The sequence below is a fragment of the Bacillus sp. FSL R5-0434 genome, from assembly GCF_038004745.1.
Taxonomy (GTDB): Bacteria; Bacillota; Bacilli; order Bacillales; family Bacillaceae; genus Bacillus; species Bacillus halotolerans.
In genome coordinates, this window is the sequence record NZ_JBBORV010000001.1 from 1,663,620 (window position 1) to 1,683,386 (window position 19,767).

19 protein-coding genes are annotated in these 19,767 nt (G+C 42.4%); all 19 read left to right on the plus strand.

The features are described from left to right. The first annotated feature begins 14 nt into the window (after positions 1-14). Positions 15-782 (plus strand): ribonuclease HII, encoded by a 768-nt coding sequence (locus tag NYE43_RS08660; RefSeq protein ID WP_268509082.1) that lies wholly within the window; start codon positions 15-17, stop codon positions 780-782. A gap of 28 nt (positions 783-810) precedes the next feature. Then, positions 811-2,541, plus strand: a complete 1,731-nt coding sequence (locus NYE43_RS08665; protein WP_341061606.1) for a hypothetical protein — start codon at positions 811-813, stop codon at positions 2,539-2,541. Next, the gene (locus NYE43_RS08670; RefSeq protein ID WP_095713833.1) at positions 2,538-2,819 is read left to right on the plus strand and encodes a FlhB-like flagellar biosynthesis protein; all 282 of its coding nucleotides are present in this window, start codon (positions 2,538-2,540) and stop codon (positions 2,817-2,819) included. The genes NYE43_RS08665 and NYE43_RS08670 overlap by 4 nt, the downstream gene beginning before the upstream one ends. Before the next feature lie 173 nt (positions 2,820-2,992). Next, positions 2,993-4,150, plus strand: coding sequence for an ADP-forming succinate--CoA ligase subunit beta (sucC, locus tag NYE43_RS08675; RefSeq protein ID WP_003238568.1), 1,158 nt, complete (start codon positions 2,993-2,995; stop codon positions 4,148-4,150). 28 nt (positions 4,151-4,178) lie between these two features. Continuing rightward, positions 4,179-5,081, plus strand: a complete 903-nt coding sequence (gene sucD / locus NYE43_RS08680; RefSeq protein ID WP_024121388.1) for a succinate--CoA ligase subunit alpha — start codon at positions 4,179-4,181, stop codon at positions 5,079-5,081. Positions 5,082-5,141: 60 nt separating this feature from the next. Beyond that, a complete protein-coding gene (gene dprA, locus NYE43_RS08685; protein ID WP_326323818.1) occupies positions 5,142-6,041 on the plus strand; it encodes a DNA-processing protein DprA in 900 nt (299 codons plus the stop codon). A 190-nt stretch (positions 6,042-6,231) separates the two neighbouring features. Beyond that, positions 6,232-8,307: a type I DNA topoisomerase gene (topA, locus tag NYE43_RS08690; RefSeq protein ID WP_044155905.1), complete on the plus strand. Its 2,076-nt coding sequence runs from the start codon at positions 6,232-6,234 to the stop codon at positions 8,305-8,307. A 75-nt stretch (positions 8,308-8,382) separates the two neighbouring features. Next, positions 8,383-9,690 (plus strand): FADH(2)-oxidizing methylenetetrahydrofolate--tRNA-(uracil(54)-C(5))-methyltransferase TrmFO, encoded by a 1,308-nt coding sequence (trmFO, locus tag NYE43_RS08695; RefSeq protein WP_101861212.1) that lies wholly within the window; start codon positions 8,383-8,385, stop codon positions 9,688-9,690. A gap of 67 nt (positions 9,691-9,757) precedes the next feature. Next, a complete protein-coding gene (xerC, locus tag NYE43_RS08700) occupies positions 9,758-10,672 on the plus strand; it encodes a tyrosine recombinase XerC (protein ID WP_127695235.1) in 915 nt (304 codons plus the stop codon). A 12-nt stretch (positions 10,673-10,684) separates the two neighbouring features. After that, positions 10,685-11,230 (plus strand): ATP-dependent protease subunit ClpQ, encoded by a 546-nt coding sequence (gene clpQ / locus NYE43_RS08705; protein WP_014663962.1) that lies wholly within the window; start codon positions 10,685-10,687, stop codon positions 11,228-11,230. A 16-nt stretch (positions 11,231-11,246) separates the two neighbouring features. Next, positions 11,247-12,650: an HslU--HslV peptidase ATPase subunit gene (gene hslU / locus NYE43_RS08710; RefSeq protein ID WP_024121393.1), complete on the plus strand. Its 1,404-nt coding sequence runs from the start codon at positions 11,247-11,249 to the stop codon at positions 12,648-12,650. 38 nt (positions 12,651-12,688) lie between these two features. Then, a complete protein-coding gene (codY, locus tag NYE43_RS08715) occupies positions 12,689-13,468 on the plus strand; it encodes a GTP-sensing pleiotropic transcriptional regulator CodY (RefSeq protein WP_003220850.1) in 780 nt (259 codons plus the stop codon). 381 nt (positions 13,469-13,849) lie between these two features. Next, complete coding sequence (gene flgB / locus NYE43_RS08720) at positions 13,850-14,239, plus strand: flagellar basal body rod protein FlgB (RefSeq protein ID WP_326323819.1); 390 nt, start codon at positions 13,850-13,852, stop codon at positions 14,237-14,239. Beyond that, a complete protein-coding gene (gene flgC / locus NYE43_RS08725) occupies positions 14,239-14,691 on the plus strand; it encodes a flagellar basal body rod protein FlgC (RefSeq protein ID WP_101861215.1) in 453 nt (150 codons plus the stop codon). Before flgB ends, flgC begins: the two co-directional genes overlap by 1 nt. A gap of 10 nt (positions 14,692-14,701) precedes the next feature. Beyond that, complete coding sequence (gene fliE, locus NYE43_RS08730; protein ID WP_024121395.1) at positions 14,702-15,022, plus strand: flagellar hook-basal body complex protein FliE; 321 nt, start codon at positions 14,702-14,704, stop codon at positions 15,020-15,022. A 45-nt stretch (positions 15,023-15,067) separates the two neighbouring features. Then, positions 15,068-16,678, plus strand: a complete 1,611-nt coding sequence (fliF, locus tag NYE43_RS08735; RefSeq protein WP_326323820.1) for a flagellar basal-body MS-ring/collar protein FliF — start codon at positions 15,068-15,070, stop codon at positions 16,676-16,678. A gap of 12 nt (positions 16,679-16,690) precedes the next feature. Beyond that, positions 16,691-17,707, plus strand: coding sequence for a flagellar motor switch protein FliG (gene fliG / locus NYE43_RS08740; RefSeq protein ID WP_003231981.1), 1,017 nt, complete (start codon positions 16,691-16,693; stop codon positions 17,705-17,707). Then, the gene (fliH, locus tag NYE43_RS08745) at positions 17,700-18,452 is read left to right on the plus strand and encodes a flagellar assembly protein FliH (protein ID WP_316961233.1); all 753 of its coding nucleotides are present in this window, start codon (positions 17,700-17,702) and stop codon (positions 18,450-18,452) included. Before fliG ends, fliH begins: the two co-directional genes overlap by 8 nt. Continuing rightward, positions 18,449-19,765, plus strand: a complete 1,317-nt coding sequence (gene fliI, locus NYE43_RS08750) for a flagellar protein export ATPase FliI (protein WP_095713837.1) — start codon at positions 18,449-18,451, stop codon at positions 19,763-19,765. The genes fliH and fliI overlap by 4 nt, the downstream gene beginning before the upstream one ends. Positions 19,766-19,767 lie beyond the last annotated feature (2 nt).

The window sequence follows — 19,767 nt, forward strand, 5'->3', positions numbered from 1 at the left end:
AGGGAGAAGAGAAAGTGAATACATTAACCGTAAAAGACATTAGAGACCGTCTGCAAGAGGTAAGAGATGACCAGGACCCATTTCTTGCCCAATGTGAAAATGATCCGAGAAAAAGCGTACAAGCGCTTGTAGAGCAATGGCTGAAAAAGCACGCAAAGGAAAAAGCGCTAAAAGAACAGTGGGTGAATATGACCTCCTATGAAAGGCTTGCGAGAAACAAGGGGTTTCGTTTTATTGCAGGAGTAGACGAAGTAGGCCGGGGCCCATTGGCAGGGCCGGTTGTCGCCAGCGCAGTCATCCTTCCTGAGGAATGCGAAATACTTGGGCTCACAGACTCAAAAAAGCTTACAGAAAAAAAGCGTGAGGAATATTACGATCTCATTATGAAAGAAGCTGTGGCAGTCGGCATAGGAATTGTAGAAGCAGCTGTTATTGATGAGATCAATATTTATGAAGCCTCAAAATTGGCAATGGTCGAAGCAATCCGCGATTTGTCCGATACACCCGATTATTTGCTCGTTGACGCGATGACACTGCCGCTCGATACGTCTCAGTCTTCAATTATAAAAGGTGATGCCAAAAGCGTGTCTATCGCAGCAGGTGCGTGTATTGCGAAAGTAACGAGAGACCGGATGATGAGCGCATATGCCGAAAAATATCCGCAGTACGGCTTTGAAAAAAATAAAGGCTATGGGACAAAAGAGCATCTTGAAGCGCTCGCAGCTTATGGACCGACCGACTTGCACCGGAAAACTTTCGCTCCTGTTCAATCTTACAGATAATCTAATGGACAAGGAGGCACCTTTTGAAATGAACATACGAAATGATGTACAGCAGGCGCTCAAAAACCTTTTTGGAAACACTGCAGCTCCGCAGGAAACATCAAATACAACCGACGAATCAAATACCGTAAAGCGTCTCCTTTTAGGAAAAGTGCTTCGTTTATTAGGGGACCAGCATGCACTGATCCAAGTAGGGAATCAAACGATTCAAGGCAAACTTGAAACCCAGCTTCGCCCTCAGGCGTATTACTGGTTTTCCTACGAAAAAAAAACAGCGGAACAGACAGGCCGTCTCCAGGTTGTTCAAAGCTTTGACCAAAAACCGAAAACCATTCAGGATGCAGCGGGCAAGCTTCTGAACGCTATTTCAGTGAAGCCGTCAAACGCATCCCTTATGCTGGCAGGCGCAATGCTGAAAAGCAAAACACCCATCACAGAAAATGATATCAAAACAGCCTTCCGCTGGATGGACACGCTGCATGCGACAGACACAAAAAAAGCCATCGAAACAGTTTTATTTGCCTTAAAGCGGGATCTTCCCGTTCACCCCGATGTTTTGAGCGGAGTTCATGCTGTCAAATCGCCTGTACCGCTCCATCAGCACTTATCTCAGCTGATTCAGGCTATTCATCAAAATCCTCAGCCGAGCCAGGCGCTGACAAAGCTAAAAGAAGCCGTTACGGCACTTTTTAATAGCGAAACAGATGTCCATGCAGAACGTCTTATCGAGAAGCTTATCTCGTTAACGGATCATAACAGATCTGCCTCTTCAGTCAGTACAGCTGGAAACCGGGAGCTTAGCGCAGCAGACGGCTCCGCAGGAAAGGCAGACTGGGCGCCTGCAAACCCGCAGGAGCAGCAGCGAAACACACGAGACGGTGCCGCTAAAACTGTCTCAGACATTCCAATGAAAGAGGCAGGAAGGCTGCTGGCCACACTGACGGAAGCTGCGGATAAAAACGGCAATCCAATCGTAAAAGAAGCAGCGAATTGGATAAAGGCTGTTGTTTCCTCTAGTCAAAATAAGCCTGAGTCAGCAGCATCTGCTTTGCAGGCCGCGCAAGTCACGGATCAAGAAGCAGAAGTGTTTTTAAAGGCTGTTCAGCAGACAGCTCCTAATTTGGCGGATAAGGCAGATGTTCTTTCCTTCTTATCCAAAGTGAAAATGGCAATAGGCGCTCGAGATGAGCTTGCTTTTATTAAAGCGTTTGAACAAGGTGCCGCAGTGCTGCCCGATGATATTCAATCAGTTAAGATGGCTCTTCATGCTGCCAGAGCGTCACATGAGTTAGCGGAACCTGTCAAACAGGAAGCGGATCAGCTCTTCCATAAATTAAACGGTCAGCTTCTCATGCAGCAGGATCATCCTTCCTACAGCCAAATTGTGATGTCATTTCCGATGTTTTCAAAATCGGGGGTTCAGGACATGACTGTTCTGTTTAAAGGACAAAAAGAAGCGGATGGAAAGCTCGATCCTTCCCATTGCCGGCTCTTGTTTTTACTGCAATTAGATACGTTAAAAGAAACAGTTGTTGACTGCCTGATACAGCAGCAAGTCATGACGATTACAATTGAGACGGACTTTGAACTTCAGCCGGCAATCGATCCGATGGTGCCCGCCCTCAAGCAATCGCTCAAAGAAATGGGCTACAGTCTTTCAGGAGTTAACGCTAAAAAACGCCTTCAATCTGATGAAAAGGCTACAATTGATCAATACATAACAAGCATCAGTGATCAGGGAGTGGATGTGAAAATATGAACGAGCAAACGCCTTTAAGAAAAGCCATAGCTCTCCATTATGACGAAAAAATAGACAAGGCGCCAAGAGTAATTGCAACCGGGAAGGGCCATGTTGCTGACAACATTATCAAAGAAGCTAAAAAGGCGGGGGTCCCGATCCAAGAAGATCGGACCCTTGTCGAATTAATGCGCCATTTGACTGTAGATGACCAGATCCCGGAAGCACTTTATGAAACAGTAGCCGAGATTTTTTCTTTCATTTACAGATTGGACGAAAGTGTAAAAAATAAAAAATAGCTAAAATATTCCCCATTCTCCGCTTGAAATTTATGTTTTTAATAAAATAAAAGTTTGAATGTTTAGAAGGATTTTAAGATTTTGCATCGAACTCTAGACAATTCTTCCAGTATTATATAGAATGAAAGCGCAGTCTATTTTTAGTTTTGTTACATAAGTTAGGAGGATGGGAAATGAATATCCATGAGTACCAGGGAAAAGAAGTCCTCAGAAAATATGGGGTATCTGTTCCTGAAGGTAAAGTGGCTTTTACAGCAGAAGAAGCAGTTGAAAAAGCAAAGAGCTTATCCAGCTCGGTTTATGTCGTAAAGGCTCAAATTCATGCTGGCGGTCGAGGCAAAGCTGGTGGGGTAAAAATAGCAAAATCATTAGACGAAGTAAAAGCGTATGCCGAAGAACTTTTAGGTAAGACCCTCGTTACGCATCAAACGGGTCCGGACGGGCAAGTAATAAAACGCTTACTTATTGAAGAAGGCTGCGATATTAAAAAGGAATACTATGTGGGGTTAGTGCTTGACCGTGCCACTTCAAGAATTGTTCTGATGGCCTCTGAAGAAGGCGGAACAGAAATTGAAGAAGTAGCAGAGAAAACACCGGAAAAAATCAAAAAGGCTGTCATTGATCCGGCTGTTGGCCTCCAAGGCTATCAAGCTAGAGAAATTGCATTCGCTATCAATATTCCAAAAGAGCTTGTGGGGAAAGCTGCTAAATTTATGCTTGGACTATACAAAGCGTTTGTTGAGAAAGACTGCTCAATCGCCGAAATCAATCCTCTCGTTGTAACTGGAGACGGGAATGTGATGGCGCTTGATGCGAAACTAAATTTTGACAGCAACGCATTATACAGACAAAAAGATATTATGGAATACAGAGATTTGGACGAAGAAGATCCAAAAGAAATTGAAGCGTCTAAATACGATCTGAGCTACATTTCCCTTGATGGAAATATCGGATGCATGGTAAACGGCGCTGGACTAGCAATGTCCACGATGGATATCATTAAACATTATGGAGGAGAACCGGCCAACTTCCTTGATGTCGGGGGCGGCGCAACCGCAGAAAAAGTCACGGAAGCATTTAAAATCATTCTTTCTGATCAAAATGTTAAAGGGATTTTCGTCAACATTTTCGGAGGCATTATGAAATGTGATGTCATCGCAGAAGGGGTTGTTGAAGCGACAAGACAAGTCGGTTTAACATTGCCGCTTGTCGTCCGTCTTGAAGGAACAAACGTGGATCTAGGGAAGAAAATCCTTAGTGAATCAGGATTAAATATTACATCTGCGGAATCCATGGCTGACGGCGCGCAGAAAATCGTATCTTTAGTATAGGAAAGAATGAAAGGCAGGGGACCAAATAATGAGTGTTTTTATCAATAAAGATACAAGAGTTATTGTACAAGGAATTACAGGTTCTACCGCTTTATTCCATACGAAGCAGATGCTTGAATACGGCACAAATATCGTGGGCGGTGTGACACCTGGAAAAGGCGGAACTGAAGTGGAAGGGGTACCTGTATTTAATACAGTGGCTGATGCAGTTCATACGACTGGCGCAAATGCGTCTGTTATCTATGTTCCGGCACCGTTTGCAGCTGATGCAATTATGGAAGCGGTAGATGCGGAGCTTGATCTGGTCATTTGCATCACAGAGCATATCCCGGTTTTAGATATGGTAAAAGTGAAACGCTTCATGGAAGGCAAGAAAACGAGATTAATAGGACCGAACTGTCCTGGCGTCATCACGCCTGATGAATGTAAAATCGGCATTATGCCCGGATATATCCATAAAAAGGGTCATGTAGGCGTTGTATCGCGTTCAGGAACATTAACATACGAAGCAGTACATCAGCTGTCAGAAGCGGGTGTAGGACAGTCTACAGCCGTTGGAATCGGCGGCGATCCTGTAAATGGAACCAACTTCATTGACGTTTTAAAAGCGTTTAACGAAGATCCTGAAACACACGCTGTCATCATGATCGGCGAAATCGGCGGCACAGCTGAAGAGGAAGCTGCTGAGTGGGTAAAAGCCAACATGACAAAACCGGTAGTCGGATTCATTGGCGGTAAAACAGCACCTCCAGGGAAGCGCATGGGACATGCAGGCGCCATCATTTCCGGCGGAAAAGGCACGGCTGATGAAAAAATCAAAACACTTAATGAATGCGGAATCGAAGTTGCAGAGACACCTTCTGTCATGGGAGAAACATTAATTAAAGTGTTGAAAGAAAAGAATTTATTTGAAACGTGCAAAACTCATTAATAGAGAAGGGACAGCCATCTTGGCTGTTCCTGCTTTTGCTGTTAAAAGGAGGTTCTCATATTGGATCAGGCCGCTGCCTGTTTAATCACTTGCAGAATCAACCAATTACTATCCCCGTCTCTTCTATTAAAATGGTGGAAAGCTGATCCGTCATTGTCACTGTCAAATCCTTCATGTGCATTAGAAACAGCTTCGCGCGGCAAAGTAAAGGCTGCGGCACTAAAAAATAAAATAGAAGAACAATATCCAAAACTTCAGCATTTACTCTCTGTATATCATCAGCAAGGCATTAATGTCATCCCAATATCCTCAGATCAATATCCATTCTGGCTGAAAACCATTTATGATCCGCCTCCCGTGCTGTTTGCAAAAGGTGATATATCCCTTCTTTCTCAAGGGAGAAAAATAGGAATTGTAGGTACGAGACATCCGACAGCCTATGGAATTCAGGTTGTCAATCATCTTACAATAGAGCTTTGCCATAAAAAGTGGGTGATTGTCAGCGGGCTGGCGTCTGGGATTGACGGATTGTCCCATGCTGCAAGTATTAAGGCAAAGGGGCGGACAATCGGAGTCATCGCAGGCGGATTTCAGAACATTTATCCTCGAGAAAATCTTCAATTAGCAGAACACATGGCTAAACACCATCTTCTTCTGTCAGAGCATCCACCTGAAACCAAACCCCAAAAATGGCATTTCCCTATGAGAAACCGTATCATTAGCGGGTTAAGTGAGGGCATTATTGTTGTGCAGGGCAAAGAAAAAAGCGGTTCTTTGATTACCGCATACCAAGCGCTGGAACAAGGGAGAGAAGTATTTGCCGTACCCGGTTCTGTATTTGATCCTTACGCCGGAGGTCCTATAAAATTGATTCAAGAGGGGGCTAAAGCCATATGGTCAGCAGAGGATATTTATGCAGAGCTTCCGGAGAAAAACGTTCAATATACGGAACCCTTTTGAATTATCGTTTGACAAACAGCGTTGTAATATTTAATAATAGTGAGGATTTAAAGTTGCATATTGTTTTGTATTTAAATAATGACGTTCATCATAAAGAATGAAATGTTGAAAGCCAAATAAAGACAGCTGCAAATATAAAATAAAATTTGAAATACTTGAAGAGAGAGAACACCTCTTGAGGGGGATGAAAATGTCTGATTATCTAGTCATCGTGGAATCGCCCGCTAAGGCGAAAACGATTGAACGTTACTTAGGTAAAAAATATAAAGTGAAAGCATCAATGGGACATGTCCGGGATCTTCCAAAAAGTCAAATGGGAGTTGACATAGAACAAAATTTCGAACCGAAATATATAACCATTCGAGGTAAAGGTCCGGTACTAAAAGAGCTGAAAACGGCTGCCAAAAAAGCTAAAAAAGTTTATCTCGCAGCCGACCCCGACAGAGAAGGGGAAGCGATTGCATGGCACTTGGCCCACAGCCTTGATTTAGATCTTCATTCAGACTGCCGTGTTGTGTTTAACGAAATTACGAAAGATGCAATTAAAGAATCATTTAAGCATCCCCGCATGATCAATATGGATTTGGTGGATGCACAGCAGGCGAGACGTATATTAGACAGGCTCGTCGGATATAAAATCAGCCCAATCCTTTGGAAAAAAGTCAAAAAAGGACTCAGCGCTGGCCGTGTTCAATCTGTTGCCCTCCGTTTAATTATTGATCGTGAAAAGGAAATTAACGACTTTAAGCCAGAGGAATATTGGACAATAGACGGCACGTTCTTAAAAGGACAGGAGACGTTTGAAGCGGGCTTTTTCGGTAAAAACGGCAAAAAACTCCCTTTAAAGAGTGAAGCGGATGTAAAGGACATACTTTCTCAGCTCAAAGGCAATAAGTATACAGTTGAAAAAGTAACTAAAAAGGAACGTAAACGTAATCCGGCCTTGCCATTTACAACTTCCACCCTTCAGCAGGAAGCAGCGCGTAAGCTCAATTTCAGAGCGAAGAAAACGATGATGATTGCGCAGCAATTATATGAAGGAATTGATCTTGGAAAAGAAGGAACTGTCGGTCTGATCACATATATGAGAACGGATTCAACCCGCATTTCCAATACAGCAGTTGATGAAGCGGCAGCGTTTATTGATCAAACGTACGGAAAAGAGTACTTAGGCGGCAAAAGAAAGCCCGCTAAAAAGAATGAAAATGCTCAGGATGCCCACGAAGCGATCCGCCCGACGTCGGTTCTCAGAAAACCAAGCGAATTAAAAGCAGTCCTTGGCAGAGATCAGCTGAGACTGTATAAATTAATTTGGGAACGTTTTGTTGCCAGCCAAATGGCATCTGCTGTCTTAGATACAATGAGTGTTGATTTGACAAACAACGGTTTGACTTTTCGTGCAAACGGAAGTAAAGTCAAGTTTTCCGGCTTTATGAAAGTGTATGTTGAAGGCAAAGACGATCAATTGGAAGAAAAAGACCGGATGCTGCCTGACTTGCAAGAGGGAGACACTGTTTTATCTAAGGACATAGAACCGGAACAGCATTTTACCCAGCCGCCTCCGCGCTATACTGAGGCCCGTTTGGTTAAAACGCTTGAAGAACTCGGGATCGGCCGTCCTTCCACTTATGCTCCGACGCTTGATACGATTCAGCGGCGCGGGTACGTTGGTCTGGATAATAAACGGTTTGTTCCCACAGAATTAGGGCAGATCGTGCTTGAGCTGATCATGGAATTTTTCCCTGAAATCATTAACGTTGAGTTTACGGCAAAAATGGAAAAAGACCTTGATAATGTTGAGGAAGGCAATATAGAATGGGTACAGATTATTGATAACTTCTATACCGATTTTGAAAAGCGCGTGAAAAAAGCCGAATCAGAAATGAAGGAAGTAGAAATTGAACCGGAATATGCCGGAGAAGATTGTGAATTGTGCAGTTCTCCTATGGTGTATAAAATGGGCCGATACGGTAAATTCTTAGCTTGCTCCAATTTCCCCGATTGCCGGAATACAAAGCCGATTGTCAAACAAATCGGTGTGAAGTGTCCGAGCTGCGGAGAAGGAAATATTGTTGAGCGAAAATCGAAAAAGAAACGGGTTTTTTACGGCTGTGACCGTTATCCGGACTGTGAATTCGTTTCCTGGGACAAACCAATTGAACGAAAATGTCCGAAATGCGGAAAAATGCTTGTTGAGAAAAAGCTCAAAAAAGGCATACAAGTCCAATGCGTGGAATGCGATTATAAGGAAGAACCACAGAAGTAGCGGTGAGCAGGGTCTTGCTCACCTTCTTTGTGTGTTAAAAGAAGACAATGAATAATAAACTAGGAGATGTGAAAGATGAACCAACAAACAGTGAATGTAATCGGAGCCGGACTCGCAGGCAGTGAAGCGGCGTGGCAGCTTGCCAAACGGGGGATTCAAGTCAGATTATATGAAATGCGCCCAGTCAAACAGACACCTGCCCATCATACTGATAAATTTGCAGAACTGGTATGCAGCAACTCTTTACGCTCCAATACACTTGCTAACGCTGTAGGTGTATTAAAAGAAGAAATGCGTGCGCTTGATTCGGCAATTATTGCTGCGGCTGACGAATGCTCAGTGCCTGCCGGCGGCGCACTCGCTGTAGACCGGCATGAATTTGCGGCAAGTGTGACAAACCGGGTGAAAAACCATCCCAATGTTACCGTCGTTAATGAAGAAGTAACAGAAATACCTGAAGGACCAACGATTATCGCAACTGGTCCGTTAACTTCAGAATCACTGTCTGCACAGTTAAAAGAGCTTACTGGAGAGGACTATTTATACTTCTATGATGCAGCGGCGCCTATCGTAGAGAAAGACAGCCTTGACATGGATAAAGTGTATTTGAAATCCCGTTATGACAAGGGAGAAGCGGCTTATCTAAACTGCCCGATGACAGAAGAAGAGTTTGACCGTTTTCATGAAGCTTTGACATCAGCGGAAACTGTGCCGTTAAAAGAGTTTGAAAAAGAGATTTTCTTTGAGGGCTGCATGCCGATTGAAGTAATGGCAAAACGAGGAAAGAAAACAATGCTTTTCGGACCGATGAAGCCAGTGGGATTAGAGCATCCTGTTACCGGAAAACGTCCATATGCAGTCGTTCAGCTCAGACAGGATGATGCGGCGGGAACTCTCTATAATATTGTAGGATTCCAAACTCATTTAAAATGGGGAGACCAAAAGGAAGTCCTCAAATTGATTCCTGGACTTGAAAATGTGGACATCGTCAGATACGGTGTTATGCACAGAAATACATTCATTAATTCTCCAAGCTTGTTAAAACCGACTTACCAATTTAAAAAACGGAACGATTTGTTCTTCGCAGGACAAATGACGGGAGTAGAAGGATATGTGGAATCGGCTGCTTCTGGGCTTGTAGCAGGTATTAATGCGGCTAAACTTGTTTTAGGAGAAGAGCTTGTCACTTTTCCTCAGGAAACAGCAATAGGCAGTATGGCTCACTATATTACAACAACAAACCAGAAGAACTTCCAGCCAATGAATGCAAACTTTGGGCTTTTGAAAGATTTGCCTGTTAAAATTAAAAATAAAAAAGAGCGTAATGAACAGTACGCAAATCGGGCGATCGAGACAATTCAAACAATTTCGAAAACAATATAGGTATTGATTGCAACTTGATCGCGATTTGTGATACCATTTAAAAGCCCTTCCTGGGGAGGTATTTGGCATGGAGAATGTTAAGAATTTCGTAAAGTTATTCGTTGAATATTTACAAATTGAAAAAAATTATTCACAATATACTATTGTGAATTATGTGGATTCAATTGAAGAATTCGAGACTTTCCTGCGCGTTCAAGGTATAAATGGATTTGAAAAAGTTGCATATCAAGATACTAGAATTTTTTTGACGGAAGCCTATGAAAAGGGTTTATCGAGAAGAACAATCAGCAAAAAAATTTCTGCATTGAGAAGCTTTTACAAATTTCTGATGCGAGAAAAGCTAATTGATGATAATCCGTTCCAGCTTGTTCATCTGCCGAAACAAGAGAAACGGATACCGAAGTTTCTATATCAAAAAGAGCTTGAGGAACTGTTTGAAGTTTCAGATATAAGCCAGCCGACCGGCATGAGGGATCAAGCGCTATTAGAGCTTCTCTATGCCACCGGAATGAGGGTCAGTGAATGCTCTTCCATAAGTGTTCACGATCTTGATTTATTTATGGATACAGTGCTTGTTCACGGGAAAGGCAAGAAGCAGCGTTATATCCCTTTTGGGTCTTACGCCCGCGAAGCGTTGAAGTTATATATGAATAGCGGAAGACAGTGCTTGCTGAAAAAAGCAAAAGAACCTCATGATCTATTATTCGTGAATCAAAGAGGCGGACCGCTTACAGCCCGAGGCATTAGGCACATTTTAAGCGGGCTTGTCAAAAAAGCGTCCGGCACTTTACATATCCATCCGCATATGCTTCGACATACGTTCGCCACTCATCTATTAAACGAAGGAGCAGATTTGAGGAGCGTTCAAGAACTGCTCGGGCATTCCAATCTGTCTTCGACACAGATATACACGCACGTTTCGAAGGAAATGTTGAGAAACACATATATGTCTCACCATCCAAGAGCTTTTAAGAAAAATTAAAGGAGGCCCTTTATGTCATCTTTTCATGCGACCACAATCTTTGCAGTACAGCATAAGGGACGAAGCGCAATGTCCGGAGACGGTCAAGTTACATTTGGTCAGGCTGTTGTAATGAAACATACTGCGAGAAAAGTAAGAAAACTGTTTAACGGCAAGGTTCTCGCAGGATTTGCGGGATCTGTTGCAGACGCTTTCACTCTATTCGAAAAGTTCGAAGCGAAACTTGAAGAATATAATGGCAATTTAAAACGGGCTGCTGTTGAGCTTGCAAAGGAATGGCGAAGCGACAAAGTGCTTAGAAAGCTTGAAGCCATGCTGATCGTTATGAATCAAGATACCTTGCTTCTCGTATCGGGAACTGGTGAGGTTATCGAGCCGGATGACGGCATTCTGGCAATTGGATCAGGCGGCAATTACGCTTTGGCAGCCGGAAGAGCGCTGAAAAAGCATGCCGGGGAGAGCATGACTGCAAGTGAGATTGCTAGAGCTGCGCTGGAAACAGCGGGCGAAATTTGTGTATACACGAACGATCAAATCATACTGGAAGAGCTTGAATAGAAAGGACTTGAGGCGCATGGAAAAAAAACCGTTAACACCAAGACAGATTGTAGATCGGTTAGACCAATACATCGTCGGTCAGCAAAACGCGAAAAAAGCTGTCGCCGTGGCATTAAGAAACCGCTATAGAAGAAGTCTCCTGGATGAAAAGCTGAAAGACGAGGTCGTTCCGAAAAACATTTTAATGATGGGGCCTACCGGGGTAGGGAAAACTGAAATTGCCAGACGAATCGCTAAGCTTTCTGGTGCGCCATTTATCAAAATTGAAGCAACAAAATTTACAGAAGTCGGCTATGTAGGCAGAGACGTTGAATCAATGGTCAGAGACCTTGTGGAAACTTCTGTTCGTCTTATAAAGGAAGAAAAAATCAACGAAGTGAAGGAGCAGGCAGAAGAAAATGCTAACAAACGCATTGTTCGCCTGCTAGTTCCAGGGAAGAAAAAACAATCAGGCGTTAAAAACCCGTTTGAAATGTTTTTCGGCGGCAGCCAGCCAAACGGCGAGGACGAAACGGAAAGCCAGGAAGAAGCAAACATTGAAGAAAAAAGAAAACGCATGGCTCATCAGCTGGCATTAGGAGAGCTTGAAGACCACTATGTTACTGTAGAAGTTGAAGAGCAGCAGCCTTCTATGTTTGACATGCTGCAGGGCTCGGGTATGGAGCAGATGGGCATGAATATGCAGGATGCACTGAGCGGATTGATGCCAAAGAAAAAGAAACGCCGTAAAATGACAGTCAGAGAAGCCAGAAAAGTCCTGACGAATGAAGAGGCAAGTAAACTCATCGATATGGATGAAGTCAGCCAGGAAGCTGTCCATCGGGCAGAAGAGAGCGGAATTATCTTTATCGACGAGATTGATAAAATTGCAAAAAACGGTGGCGCGTCATCTTCAGCTGATGTATCAAGAGAAGGTGTTCAGCGTGATATTCTCCCAATCGTTGAGGGTTCTACCGTTGTCACTAAATACGGTTCAGTTAAAACAGACCATGTATTGTTTATTGCAGCGGGAGCATTTCATATGGCCAAACCGTCTGATCTGATTCCTGAACTGCAAGGGCGTTTTCCAATTCGTGTAGAACTGAGCAAACTGACGGTTGACGATTTCGTGAGAATTTTAGTTGAACCCGATAACGCGCTCTTGAAACAATATCAGGCATTATTGCAGACAGAGGGTATATCTCTTGAATTTTCTGACGAAGCTATTCATAAGATTGCTGAAGTCGCCTATCATGTGAACCAGGAAACAGATAATATCGGTGCGAGACGCCTTCATACAATACTCGAACGTCTGTTAGAAGATCTCTCTTTTGAAGCTCCGGATGTAACAATGGAGAACATAACGATTACACCGCAGTATGTGGAAGAAAAGCTCGGAACGATAGCTAAAAACAAAGATTTAAGTCAATTTATATTGTGAAAATTTAATAAGAGGAATGTTTAGGAGGATCATTTATCATGGCTTTATTACAAAAAACAAGAATTATTAACTCCATGCTGCAAGCTGCGGCAGGGAAACCGGTTAACTTTAAAGAAATGGCGGAAACGCTTCGGGATGTAATTGATTCCAATATTTTCGTTGTGAGCCGCAGAGGAAAACTGCTCGGTTACTCTATCAACCAGCAAATTGAAAATGACCGTATGAAAAAAATGCTTGAAGATCGCCAATTCCCAGAGGAATATACGAAGAATCTGTTCAACGTCCCTGAAACATCTTCTAACCTGGATATCAACAGTGAGTATACTGCTTTCCCTGTTGAAAACAGAGACTTGTTCCAAGCTGGTTTAACAACAATTGTGCCGATCATCGGAGGCGGAGAAAGATTAGGTACACTCATTCTTTCACGTTTACAGGATCAATTTAATGATGATGATTTAATACTTGCTGAATACGGCGCTACAGTTGTCGGAATGGAAATTCTGAGAGAAAAAGCAGAAGAAATTGAAGAAGAAGCAAGAAGCAAAGCAGTCGTACAAATGGCAATCAGCTCTCTTTCTTATAGTGAGCTTGAAGCAATTGAACACATCTTTGAAGAGCTTGACGGAAACGAAGGTCTCCTTGTTGCAAGTAAGATTGCAGACCGTGTCGGCATTACCCGCTCAGTTATTGTTAACGCACTCAGAAAGCTTGAAAGCGCCGGTGTAATTGAATCAAGATCATTAGGAATGAAGGGTACTTATATCAAAGTGCTGAACAACAAATTCCTGATTGAATTAGAAAATCTGAAATCCCATTAATGAATAGAAGAACCTCTTAAAAAGGGGTTCTTTTTTTTATTCAAATAAAGGAAATCAATAAGCTTTATTTCCTGGGCGAAAAGTCTTTCTTTGTAATACTTTTAATAAAGTTTATTATTTTCTTCATAAAAACAGAAAAATGACGAAATAAATGGGGAAAATACAGAAATTCAGCTATTTTCAGCCTTATATCAATGTAAAAAACATAGTTCAAATAATCTAGGACTATGTACCTAGTTGTAAAATAGATATATATGAGGACATTTTTTTACACGAACTTCATAGACTTTATGCCTGTTATTTCTTACAATAAGCATATGGTTTTACAAATCTCGACAAGGATATTGAGGGTGAAAAAAACTGAAATGGAGGTAAGTGGATTTGAGCTTATTTTCTGGAACGATACAAAATCTTGAAAATGCCTTGGGTAGAGCGAATATTAAGCAAAAAGTCATAACTAATAATATTGCTAATATAGATACACCGAACTATAAGGCGAAAAAAGTCTCTTTCCAAAATTTATTAGATCAAGAATCCTCTCGTCTCGAATCTATAAAAACGGACTATCGGCATGTTGCTTTTTCTGATGCTGATTCAAATTATTCAATTGTAACGAGCGGAGATACATCTTATCAGCAAAACGGAAATAACGTTGACGTTGACAAAGAGATGACAGAACTAGCTGAAAATCAGATTAACTATCAAGCTTTAGTTGAAAGAATGAACGGCAAATTCAATTCTCTGAAGACCGTGCTAACAGGAGGAAAATAATGACATCTTTTCAAAGCTTAAATGTTTCAGCATCAGCTTTAACAGCTCAGCGCCTCAGAATGGATGTTGTATCGTCTAACTTGGCGAATATGGATACGACAAGAGCCAAGCAGGTAAACGGTGAGTGGGTGCCTTACAGAAGGAAAATGGTTTCGCTTCAGTCAAAAGGTGAATCGTTCTCGTCGATTTTGAATTCTAAAATGAGCGGAAGCGGCAATGTCGGAAATGGGGTAAAGGTTACAAAAATCACTGAAGATAACTCTGATTTTAATCTGGTCTATGATCCGAGTGACCCTGATGCAAACGCTGAAGGATATGTGCAAAAGCCGAATGTTGATCCATTAAAAGAAATGGTAGACCTTGTCAGCAGCACGAGATCATATGAGGCCAATGTCACAGCGATGAATGCTTCAAAGGGAATGCTGATGAAGGCTCTAGAAATCGGAAAGTAAGGTGATGAATGTGATCAATGCAATTTCTCCTTTTCAGGTTCAAAATACTCAAAACACTCAAAATGCAACAAATCAATTAAACAATAGCCAAAAAACAGACTCTTCAAATCAAACAAGCTTTTCGGAGCTTTTAAAAAACTCTATAAGTTCGTTAAATGAGTCCCAAGTAGCTTCTGACAATATGACTAATGCCTTGGCTGCAGGAAAAGATGTGAATCTTGATGAGGTCATGATCGCCGCTCAAAAAGCAAGCATCTCTCTGACTGCTGCAACTGAGTTCCGCAACAAAGCTGTGGAAGCATACCAGGAGATTATGAGAATGCAAATGTAGGGGGTCTGACGAGAAAGAGAAAGAGTGGAATGACCGGGGGTTAACATGAATCGTACTCTAATGCAAATGAAAAACAAAACGAGTGAGTTTTGGAAAAATAGATCTAAATTACAAAAGGTTTTAATGATTAGTGCTTTAGCGGCAATTATCATTCTTGCCATTATTATCAGTATTCTTTCTTCTAATCAGAAAATGGCGCCGCTGTACAAAGATTTGTCAGCTGAAGAAGCCGGACAGATCAAAGAGGAATTGGATGCAAAAAAAGTGCCTAGCGAACTTTCAAATGGCGGTACGGTCATTAAGGTTCCGGAAGATCAGGTTGATTCACTGAAAGTTCAGCTGGCGGCAGAAGGGCTTCCTAAAACCGGATCAATTGATTACTCATTTTTTGGACAGAACGCCGGCTTTGGTTTAACAGATAATGAATTTGATATGGTGAAAGTCAAAGCCACACAAACGGAACTATCCAATCTGATTAATGAAATGGACGGTATCAAAAATTCAAAAGTAATGATTAACCTTCCGAAAGACGCTGTCTTTGTCGGTGAAGAGCAATCAGCAGCATCTGCTTCAATCGTCCTGCAGACTCAGCCTGGATACACTCTGGATCAAAGCCAGATCAACGGATTATATCATCTGGTATCAAAAAGTGTGCCGAACTTAAAAGAAGATAACATCGTCATCATGGACCAGAACTCTACATACTATGACAAAACAGACAGCGGTTCAGGGTCCTACGCTGATAGTTATTCTTCGCAGCAGGGAGTTAAATCCCAAGTTGAAAAAGACATTCAAAAACATGTTCAGTCATTGCTTGGAACGATGATGGGGCAGGACAAAGTTGTTGTTTCTGTCACGGCTGATATTGACTTTACAAAAGAAAATCGCACAGAAGACATCGTCGAGCCTGTTGACAAAGAAAACATGGAAGGCATCGCGGTCAGTGCTGAAAAAGTATCGGAAACATATCAGGGAGACGGCGCAGCTAATGGCGGAACTGCCGGAACCGGTGATGAAGATGTAACAAACTATCAAGCTGACGGTGAAAATACCGAAAGTGGGAACTACGAAAAAAGCAGTAATAAAATCAATTACGAGGTTAATCGAATCCATAAAGAAATAGCTGAAAGCCCTTATAAGGTAAGGGATTTAGGGATTCAAGTAATGGTAGAGCCGCCTGATGCCAAAAACACAGCGTCGCTATCAACTGAAAGACAGGATGATATACAAAAAATCCTTTCAACTGTTGTCAGAACATCATTGGATAAGGATGAAACACAGAACCAGAACCTTTCTGATGAAGATATCAATAATAAAATTGTTGTCTCCGTTCAGCCTTTTGACGGAAAAGTAAGTCTGGATACTGATACGGAAAAATCCTCCGGTATACCAATGTGGGTATATATCGTAGGGGGCGTATTGATCGCAGTTATCATCATTCTGATCATTATGTTTATCAGAAAGAAACGCGTTCAAGAGGATGAATTTGAGGAATACACGTACGAAGTGCCTCAGGAGCCTATCAATTTGCCTGATATTAATGAAGAGGAAAATGAAACAGAGGAAACAGTCAGACGAAAACAGCTTGAAAAGATGGCGAAAGATAAGCCTGAAGACTTTGCAAAACTGCTGAGAAGCTGGCTGGCCGAGGATTAGGAGGGATTAGAAATGGCGAGACGTGATCAAGACAAGCTTACAGGAAAACAAAAAGCAGCCATTCTCATGATTTCCTTAGGTTTAGATGTGTCAGCTTCTGTATATAAGCATTTAACCGATGAAGAAATTGAAAGGCTTACCCTTGAAATATCAGGAGTTAGAAGTGTCGATCATCAAAAAAAGGATGAAATTATAGAGGAATTTCATAATATAGCGATTGCCCAGGATTATATTTCTCAGGGCGGTTTAAGCTATGCCAGACAAGTTCTTGAGAAGGCGCTCGGAGAAGATAAGGCTGAAAACATACTAAACAGGCTGACTTCTTCTCTGCAAGTTAAACCATTTGACTTTGCCAGAAAAGCAGAGCCTGAACAAATTTTAAATTTCATCCAACAAGAGCATCCGCAAACGATGGCTTTAATCTTGTCTTACCTTGACCCTGTGCAGGCCGGACAAATTTTATCCGAGCTGAATCCTGAGGTACAGGCAGAAGTCGCAAGAAGGATTGCGGTAATGGACAGAACGTCACCTGAAATTATTAATGAAGTAGAACGGATTCTGGAACAGAAATTATCCTCCGCATTTACTCAGGATTATACACAAACCGGCGGAATCGAAGCTGTTGTTGAAGTGTTAAACGGTGTAGACAGAGGAACAGAAAAGACGATATTGGATTCTTTGGAAATTCAGGATCCTGATCTTGCTGAAGAAATCAAGAAGCGGATGTTTGTCTTTGAGGATATTGTTACCCTTGATAACCGAGCAATTCAGCGGGTTATACGCGATGTTGAAAACGACGATCTGCTCCTTTCATTAAAGGTGGCAAGCGAGGAAGTCAAAGAAATTGTATTCAACAATATGTCACAGCGTATGGTTGAAACATTCAAAGAAGAAATGGAATTTATGGGCCCTGTACGTTTGAAGGATGTAGAAGAGGCTCAATCAAGAATTGTAAGCATCGTCAGAAAGCTTGAAGAAGCCGGTGAAATTGTTATAGCAAGAGGCGGAGGAGACGATATTATTGTCTAATATCATTAAACAAGAATCATCTTTTTCCCCACAGCAGGAAAGAAGAAAGCTTTCTTTACAAGAGGTTCGGATCGATCATTCACATCTTTTACAGACTGAAGAAAATCCGGAAGCGTTAATGGCCCGGATCAAAGAAGAAGCTGATCTGATTTCCGAGCAAGCGAACAGCCAGATGGAAGACATCCGCCGTCAAATTGAGCAGGAAAAAAATGATTGGGCGGCTGAAAAACAGCAGCTTATTGAAGAAGCGAAAACAGAAGGTTTCGAACAAGGTGTGGCATTAGGAAGAGCTGAAGCCTTACAACAGTATACTGAGCTGCTCGATCAGGCAAACAGCATAACAGAGATGTCCAGAAAAGCTGTAGAGGATAAGCTTGAAGATGCCTCCGGAGAAATCGTTGAGCTTGCCGTTGCGTTAGCTAAAAAAGTATGGCAGCAAAAATCTGATGATAAAGAGGCCTTTATCCTGCTTGTGAAACAGGTGGTAAACGAAGTAAAGGAATATGACGATATATCAATATATGTGGACCCTTATTACTATGAAACAGTTTTTCAGCATAAAGACGAAATCCAGCAGCTTCTTTACAAAGAATGCCGGCTGGGTTTATACGCCGATGAAAAAGCTGAAAAAGGATCATGCTATATAGAAACTCCTTTTGGAAGAGTTGATGCAAGCATTGATACCCAGCTGGTGCAACTGAAGCATAAGCTCCTCACAGCACTGGAAGCAGGTGCGGATCAATGAAGACACAGAGTCTGATAGATTGCATAGAAATGACAGACTCGTATAAGCGTTATGGAAAAGTGAAACGGGTGATCGGCCTGATGATCGAATCAAAGGGGCCGGCAAGCTCAATAGGCGACCTGTGCCTGATTTATGCAAAAGGTCAATCAGGTAAAGTCATCAAAGCTGAAGTTGTTGGATTTCAGGAAGAAAATATTTTGTTAATGCCCTATTTAGAGGCCGCTAGCATTGCCCCCGGGAGCATTGTTGAAGCCACTGGTGAATCTCTTCGTGTAAAGGTAGGAGCCGGTCTGATCGGACAAGTCATTGATGCGTTTGGCGAACCGCTCGACGGAAAACTTTTGCCGAAAGGACTTTCGCCTGTATCGACGGAGCAATCACCTCCTAACCCGATGAAACGCCCGCCTATCCGTGAAAAAATGGGTGTTGGAGTCAGGTCTATTGACAGTCTGCTGACTGTCGGAAAAGGCCAGCGGATTGGTATTTTCGCAGGAAGCGGCGTCGGAAAAAGCACGTTAATGGGAATGATCGCTAAACAGACCGAAGCTGATTTGAACGTAATTGCACTCGTCGGAGAACGCGGTCGAGAGGTTCGGGAGTTTATTGAAAAAGACTTGGGAGCAGAGGGTCTGAAGCGGTCAATTGTAGTTGTTGCTACCTCAGACCAGCCTGCATTAACGAGGTTGAAAGCCGCATATACGGCGACAGCCATTGCTGAGTACTTTCGTGATAAAGGGCAAAATGTCATGTTTATGATGGATTCTGTCACAAGGGTGGCGATGGCTCAGAGGGAGATCGGACTTGCCGCTGGAGAGCCCCCGACGACAAAAGGATATACACCCTCTGTGTTCGCTATTTTACCTCGTTTACTAGAGAGAACAGGTGCAAATGAACACGGAACAATCACAGCGTTTTATACAGTGTTAGTCGACGGGGATGACATGAATGAGCCTATTGCTGATACTGTTCGCGGAATCTTAGACGGACACATTGTGTTAGACAGGGCTCTTGCTAATAAAGGCCAGTTTCCTGCCGTCAATGTGTTAAAAAGCATCAGCAGGGTGATGTCAAACATCTCGACAAAACAGCACTTAGACGCAGCGAATAAATTCCGTGAACTTTTATCAACGTATCAAAATTCTGAAGATCTCATTAATATTGGAGCTTACAAAAGAGGGTCCTCAAGAGAAATTGATGAGGCGATACAATTTTATCCGCAGCTTATTCAATTTCTGAAGCAGGGAACAGAAGAATCAGCATCATTGGAAGAAAGCATTGCTGCATTAACTAGTTTGACAGGAAATGAGGAATAGAA

Excerpts from the sequence above, each read along its gene's own strand:
- sucD (WP_024121388.1), top strand. The coding sequence starts at position 4,179 with ATGAGTGTTTTTATCAATAAAGATACAAGAGTTATTGTACAAGGAATT.
- NYE43_RS08665 (WP_341061606.1), top strand. The coding sequence starts at position 811 with ATGAACATACGAAATGATGTACAGCAGGCGCTCAAAAACCTTTTTGGA.
- fliG (WP_003231981.1), top strand. The coding sequence starts at position 16,691 with ATGGCGAGACGTGATCAAGACAAGCTTACAGGAAAACAAAAAGCAGCC.
- topA (WP_044155905.1), top strand. The coding sequence starts at position 6,232 with ATGTCTGATTATCTAGTCATCGTGGAATCGCCCGCTAAGGCGAAAACG.
- xerC (WP_127695235.1), top strand. The coding sequence starts at position 9,758 with ATGGAGAATGTTAAGAATTTCGTAAAGTTATTCGTTGAATATTTACAA.
- fliI (WP_095713837.1), top strand. The coding sequence starts at position 18,449 with ATGAAGACACAGAGTCTGATAGATTGCATAGAAATGACAGACTCGTAT.
- clpQ (WP_014663962.1), top strand. The coding sequence starts at position 10,685 with ATGTCATCTTTTCATGCGACCACAATCTTTGCAGTACAGCATAAGGGA.
- sucC (WP_003238568.1), top strand. The coding sequence starts at position 2,993 with ATGAATATCCATGAGTACCAGGGAAAAGAAGTCCTCAGAAAATATGGG.
- flgC (WP_101861215.1), top strand. The coding sequence starts at position 14,239 with ATGACATCTTTTCAAAGCTTAAATGTTTCAGCATCAGCTTTAACAGCT.
- trmFO (WP_101861212.1), top strand. The coding sequence starts at position 8,383 with ATGAACCAACAAACAGTGAATGTAATCGGAGCCGGACTCGCAGGCAGT.
- hslU (WP_024121393.1), top strand. The coding sequence starts at position 11,247 with ATGGAAAAAAAACCGTTAACACCAAGACAGATTGTAGATCGGTTAGAC.
- codY (WP_003220850.1), top strand. The coding sequence starts at position 12,689 with ATGGCTTTATTACAAAAAACAAGAATTATTAACTCCATGCTGCAAGCT.
- fliF (WP_326323820.1), top strand. The coding sequence starts at position 15,068 with ATGAATCGTACTCTAATGCAAATGAAAAACAAAACGAGTGAGTTTTGG.
- NYE43_RS08670 (WP_095713833.1), top strand. The coding sequence starts at position 2,538 with ATGAACGAGCAAACGCCTTTAAGAAAAGCCATAGCTCTCCATTATGAC.